The sequence below is a fragment of the Streptomyces spiramenti genome, assembly GCF_012034385.1.
In the GTDB taxonomy this organism is placed as follows: domain Bacteria; phylum Actinomycetota; class Actinomycetes; order Streptomycetales; family Streptomycetaceae; genus Streptomyces; species Streptomyces spiramenti.
The window spans coordinates 1-5,608 of sequence record NZ_JAAVJB010000279.1 but is presented as its reverse complement, the minus strand read 5'-3'; the positions used below and the strand labels follow the sequence as shown (position 1 = coordinate 5,608).

The 5,608-nt window shown below is 76.5% G+C and carries 3 protein-coding genes, 1 pseudogene and 1 riboswitch; of the genes and pseudogenes, 2 read left to right on the top strand and 2 right to left on the bottom strand.

Annotated features, from left to right (window positions below; genetic code table 11):
• Window positions 1–636: pseudogene (locus HCJ92_RS21535) on the bottom strand (hypothetical protein); the annotation flags it as partial.
• A 279-nt stretch (window positions 637–915) separates the two neighbouring features.
• Window positions 916–2,067, bottom strand: coding sequence for a PP2C family protein-serine/threonine phosphatase (locus tag HCJ92_RS21530; protein ID WP_167935275.1), 1,152 nt, complete (start codon window positions 2,065–2,067; stop codon window positions 916–918).
• A 127-nt stretch (window positions 2,068–2,194) separates the two neighbouring features.
• Between HCJ92_RS21530 and HCJ92_RS21525 the strand changes: the two genes are divergently transcribed.
• Together HCJ92_RS21525 and HCJ92_RS21520 are read left to right on the top strand one after the other, a co-directional pair.
• Window positions 2,195–3,415, top strand: a complete 1,221-nt coding sequence (locus tag HCJ92_RS21525) for a GNAT family N-acetyltransferase (protein ID WP_167935274.1) — start codon at window positions 2,195–2,197, stop codon at window positions 3,413–3,415.
• Window positions 3,416–3,764: 349 nt separating this feature from the next.
• Window positions 3,765–3,882: riboswitch (SAM riboswitch) on the top strand.
• 283 nt (window positions 3,883–4,165) lie between these two features.
• On the top strand, window positions 4,166–5,527 hold the full coding sequence (locus tag HCJ92_RS21520; RefSeq protein ID WP_167935273.1) for an aminotransferase class V-fold PLP-dependent enzyme: 1,362 nt from the start codon (window positions 4,166–4,168) through the stop codon (window positions 5,525–5,527).
• Window positions 5,528–5,608: the final 81 nt, after the last annotated feature.

The following is a 5,608-nucleotide window of genomic DNA, read 5'->3' as shown; positions in this document are numbered from 1 at the left end:
GTCGTACCCGGGCCCGCTCGCGTCCGGGGGCCCGGTGCGACCGCTCCGGTCCGCGGGGCGGTCGGCGGCCGGAGCGGACTCGCCGCGCCGGGTGTCCCGCGCGGTGCTGTCCGTCCGGTTCGGGAGCGTGTCGGGCTCGGGGCCGTGCGCTCCGGCGCCGCCCTCGGCGGAGCCGGGGACCGCGTCGGCGGCGGGGACCGCGTCGGCGGCGGGGACAGCGTCGGCAGCGGGGACAGCGTCGGCAGCGAGGACGGTCCAGGGTGGCGCGAACGGCATCCGGCCCGCGCGGACGACCGCCGACTCGGCCCGTGCGGCGAGCTCCGCGACGGCGTCCGCCAGCGCCCCCGGCCCGCCGTCCGGGGCTGCGGGAGCGTCCTCGGCCGGCACGGTATCGGGCGGCGCGTCCTCGAAGGGGAGTTCCTCCCAGGGGTCCTCGGCGTCCGGGGTCCGCCACTCGCCCGGCGGTGCCCCGCCGGGTGCGGCGGGCCCGGTCGGGGCCCGCACCCCGTGGTCCCCGTGGGCCGCCGCCGGTGGCGCGGCTACGGCGGGGACGGTGCCGAGGAGCACGGCACCGGTGAGGACCGAACCGGCCAACCGTGCGGCACGGTGGGCGGCGGGCTGCTGACGTCGCATCACGGATGACATGGTCCTGAGCCAACGTCAGCCCGCCCGGCACCGCATCCGCCGGGAGGGGGTCGCCCCGCCGATCGGCGGACGTCGCAGACCGGGCCCGCGCCTCCCGTCGCCGCAGGCCGGCGCGGCGTGGCGGCCCGCCGGGGGCAGCCGACGGCGAATCCACCTCACGAGTGACCGGCCCGACACACCCCGTCACCGCCAGTCGGGGGGGGCGCGTCCCGGGGCCGGCTCCACGCGCCGATGCACGGGTCGCGACGCGCAGGTGCCGACGGGCCGTGCTCAGCCCCGGCAGATCAGCAGCAGCGCCCGGTCGTCGTTGACGTCCTTGGCCAGGGACTCGATGAGGTGCCAGGCGGCCCCCCGGAACCCGGTGGGGATGTACCGCTCCGCCTCCCCCGTGAGCCGGTCGACGCCGTCGTCGAGGTCCCGGCCGGAACGCTCCACCAGACCGTCGGTGAAGAGCATCAGGACGTCGCCCGGACCGAGGTGGCCGCGGACGGGCTCGAACTCGGCGCCGGCCCAGACACCGAGCAGCGGCCCCTCGGCCGCGACCCGGCTCCACTGCCCGCCCTCGGCGTCGAGCTGCACCCCGGGGAGGTGCCCCGCCGAGAAGAGCTGGTAGTCGCCGGTGTCGAGGTCGAGGACCAGGTAGACGGAGGTGGCGAAGCCCTCGTCCCACTCCTGCCGCAGCAGGTAGCCGTTGGCCGCCGGGAGGAAGTCCCGCGGCGGCAGCGAGCCGAGGAGCCCGCCGAAGGCGCCGGAGAGCAGCAGCGACCGCGACGCGGCGTCCATGCCCTTCCCGGAGACGTCGGTGAGGACCGCCTCCAGCGTCCGGCCGCCCTCGCCGGTGCGGGCGGCGACCACGAAGTCGCCCGAGAAGGACTGCCCGCCCGCCGGCCGCAGCGACATCTCCCGGTGCCAGCCGCGGGGCAGCGGCGGCAATGCGCTCTGCGCGCGGATACGTTCCCGCAGATCGAAGAGCATGGTGGAGCCGCGCCGCCAGGGGACGCCCACGCGGCTGCGGAACTGGGCGATCAGCAACGCGGAGAGCGCCACCGCGCCCACCACGAGGACCGTGCCCGGGGTGACGGGCTCCTCGCCGCGCGGACCGTGGTCGAGCATGGCCGTCTCCGCAACCAGTGCCACGGCGGTGGCGCCGTACAGGCCCAGCAGGCTCGCCGGGCGGAGCACCATCCCGCCGGCGATCAGCGGCAGCACCAGGCTCTCCGGGGGGCACCACTCGGGCCAGCGGAGGGTGACCGCGGCCAGCAGCGGTACCGACAGCAGCAGCACCACCAGCGGTGCCCAGTCCGAGCCGCCGCCGCGGAAGTAGTCGACCGCCGAACGGCGTAGCAGAGTACGGGCCCGGTGCATCGCCTTGTGCGTGCGCGACCTGCGGAACCCCGAGGGGGACGAACCTCGACCTGCCATGGCTCTGGACTCTAGCCAGCCCGACTGACCACGTCGATTCCCGGCCCGTCCGCATTGCGGCGGCTTAGGGGCGGTGCGGGTGGAAAACCGCTGGCGGGCCCGGTGGCCCACTGGTAGCCATAGGCCCATGACGACAGAGTTGAAAGAGCTGGACCCGGCTGACTGGGAACAGTGGTACCGGTGTCTGAACACCGCCTTCGCGGGCGAGGTGGAGCTGGGCGAGCAGCGCGCGCTGTGGCGCAGCCTGACGGAGCACAAACGTTCCCTGGGGGCCTGGGACGACGGCCAGGTCGTGGGGACGTTGTCGGCGTTCTCCTTCCGGATGGCGGTACCGGGCGGCGCCGTGGTGCCGACGGCGGGGCTGACCATGGTGGGTGTGCTGCCGACGCACCGGCGGCGTGGACTGCTGACCACGATGATCCGTCGCCACCTGGAGCAGGTCCGCGAAGCGGGTGAGCCGCTGGCGGCGCTCACGGCGTCGGAGGCGGCCATCTACGGGCGCTTCGGGTACGGCGCGGCGACGGGCCGCATCCGCGCGGACATCGACACCCGCCGAGTCCGGCTGGCCGAGCCGGCCGCGCCGGGGGCGGACGGTGTCCGGCTGCGGCTGGTGGATTCCGTGGCGGCGCTCCCGGAGACCGAGAAGGTCTACGCGCGGCAGGTGGAGCGGCGCCCCGGGATGCTGGAGCGACTGCCGGGGTGGGAGCGGCTGGAGACGGTGGTGGGCGGCGTCGGCGCGGGTTCCGTGGGGCAGCTGTGCGTGGTGGCGGAGCGGGACGGTGCCGCGGTCGGCTACGCCCGGTACGGCGTCTCGGAGGCCGACGGCACCGGGACGGTACGGGTGCGGTCGCTCGCGGCGGACGACGGCGCGACGGAGCTGGCGCTGTGGCGGTTCCTCTTCTCGATCGACCTCACGTCCCGGGTCAGCTTCTACGACCGGCCGGTCGACGACGCCTGGCAGTACGAGGTCGACGACATCCGGGGGTGCGCTGTCCAGCTGCGGGACAACCTGTACCTGCGGCCGGTGGAACTGGGAGCGGCGCTCGCCGCCCGCCGCTACGCGGCGCCGGTGGACGTGGTGCTGGAGGTCACCGACCCGTTCTGCCCCTGGAACGAGGGGCGTTGGCGGCTCTCGGGCGACCGGGACGGGGCGGTGTGCGAGCGGACCACCGACGCGGCCGACCTGGCGCTGTCGGTGCGCGAGGTGGGCGCCGCCTACCTCGGTGGCACCTCGCTGACGGGACTGGCGCGTGCCGGCCGGGTGCGCGAGCTGCGGGCGGGGGCACTGGCGAGGGCGACGACGGCGTTCGGCTGGGACGTCGCCCCGTGGTTGCCGCACGGCTTCTGACCGAGCGGCGGGGTGCCGGCGGCCGTGGCACGCCGCTCGGCGACGTATCGGGTGGCGGTCAGGGGCGCGGCCGTCCCGCCGGGCTGCCGCGCCCTCGTCCGTCACCGCGGCCGGGCCCGTGAAGGGGGCGACCGGCGGGGTGCCGACGACGGTGCCGACACGGGCGGAATGGCCGGGGAGGCAGTGGGTCGGGGAGGCAGTGGGTCGGGGGGTCGGGGCGTGGGGTGGAGGCCCGTCGGCGGGGCGGACAGTGACGGAGGGGGCCGGGCCGGACACCCAGGTCTCAGCATGTGGGACATGACGGAGTGCCACGAGACCGCCGGGCGGGGCTGCGGTACCGTGCCTGCCAGGTCACGAGCGACAGCGACGAAGGCCCCGGCCGGCTGTCCGGCAACCCTCCACCGTGGCGGGGTGCCCCGGGTGATGACCAGGTCGTGAACAGCACCGGTTCACGGCAAGCACGGTCGCCGAGGAGTTCACATGATCCAGCGAATGCGTTAGGACGCCCGTCCCGGATCCCCGGTTCGCCGGGAGCCCTCCCCTCGTTCCACTTCTCCCGCCCGCGTCCCGGGCCGGGCCGTCCGCTGCGCCGACGGCCCCGCCGGGCACGCGTCGGCCCCGGGGGCGTGGACGCCGGTGGTCCGGCGGTCGTCCGCAGCGCGTCGTGCGCCCTTCCTCCCGAGCGGGAGGGTCCGGGCGCCGCGCGGCCGGTAGTCCTCGCCCTCGCCCCGCGATCACGGGAGAAACGTCATGCCCAGCCTCACCGCCCCCGCCGCCCCCCGCACCCCCGCCGCTGCCGCCACGCCGGCCGCGGACGTCCCTCCGGCCTGTCCCCCGCCGCCGCTCGCGGTGCTCGGGGACGACGTCCGGGCGCCGTTGACCGGCGGCGGGGACGTCCCCTACGCCGCGCTGGACCTGGCGGCCAGCGCGCCCGCGGCGCGGGCCGTGTGGGAGGAGGTCGCCGACTACCTGCCGCTGTACGGCAGCGTGCACCGCGGCGCCGGCCACCTCTCCCGGCTCTCCACCGACCTGTTCGAGCGGGACCGGCGGACCGTGGCCGAGTTCCTCGGCTGCCGTCCCGACGACCAGGTGGTCTTCACCCGGTCGACGACCGATTCCCTGAACCTGCTGGCGGCGGCGCTGCCGGCCGACTGCACGGTGCTGGTCTTCGAGACCGAGCACCACGCGGCGCTGCTTCCCTGGGAGCACCACGGCCACCGCGTGGTGACGCTGCCCGCCCCGGCCTCCCCCGCGGACGCGGTGGCGGTCGCCGCAGCGGCGCTGCGTGAGCTGCCCGTCGGCCGGCCGGCCCTGCTGTGCGTGACCGGGGCGTCCAATGTCACAGGCGAGCTGTGGCCGGTCGCCGAACTCGCCGAGGTGGCGCGGGAGTACGCCGCCCGCACCGTGCTGGACGCGGCGCAGCTGGTGCCGCACCGCGCGGTGGACGTCACGGAACTGGGCGTCGACTGGGTGGCGTTCTCCGGACACAAGGTCTACGCGCCCTTCGGTGCGGGGGTGCTGGCGGGGCGTGCCGACTGGCTGGACGAGGCCGAGCCGTACCTGGCGGGCGGCGGCGCCTCGCTGCGGGTGGACGGTGGCGCGGTCGACGGGCTGGTGCCGGTGTGGCAGCGGGGCCCGGCCCGACACGAGGCGGGCTCGCCCAACGTGGTCGGGGTGCACGCGCTGGCGGCGGCGTGCCGGGCACTGTCCGAGGTCGGGTACGCGGCGGTGACCGCGCACGAGCAGGCGCTGCTGCGGCGGCTGCGGGACGGGCTGTCGACGGTTCCCGCGGTCCGGGAGCTGTCGCTGTTCGGTCCGGACGCGGAGCGGGTGGCGGTGGTGTCGTTCGTGGTGGAGGGCCGGGACAGCGCCGAGTTCGCGCGGCGGCTGTCGGACGAGTTCGGCATCGGGGTGCGTGCCGGGTTGTTCTGTGCCCACCCGCTGCTGCGGAGCCTCCTCGCGGAGGGCGACGCGGCGGTGCCCGGCCCGGACGCCGGGGGATGTGACGACTCGCCGGTGCAGGCGGTGCGGGCCAGCTTCGGCGCCGGCACGCCGGTGGAGCACGTGGACCGGCTGGTGTCGGCGGTCCGGCGGCTCACGGCCGAGGGCTGACCCGGCGGGTCCGGCGGTGCCCGGGGCCGACGAGTCCTTCGGGCACAGCCCGGCCCTGGCGCCGCAGGCCCTGCCGGGAGC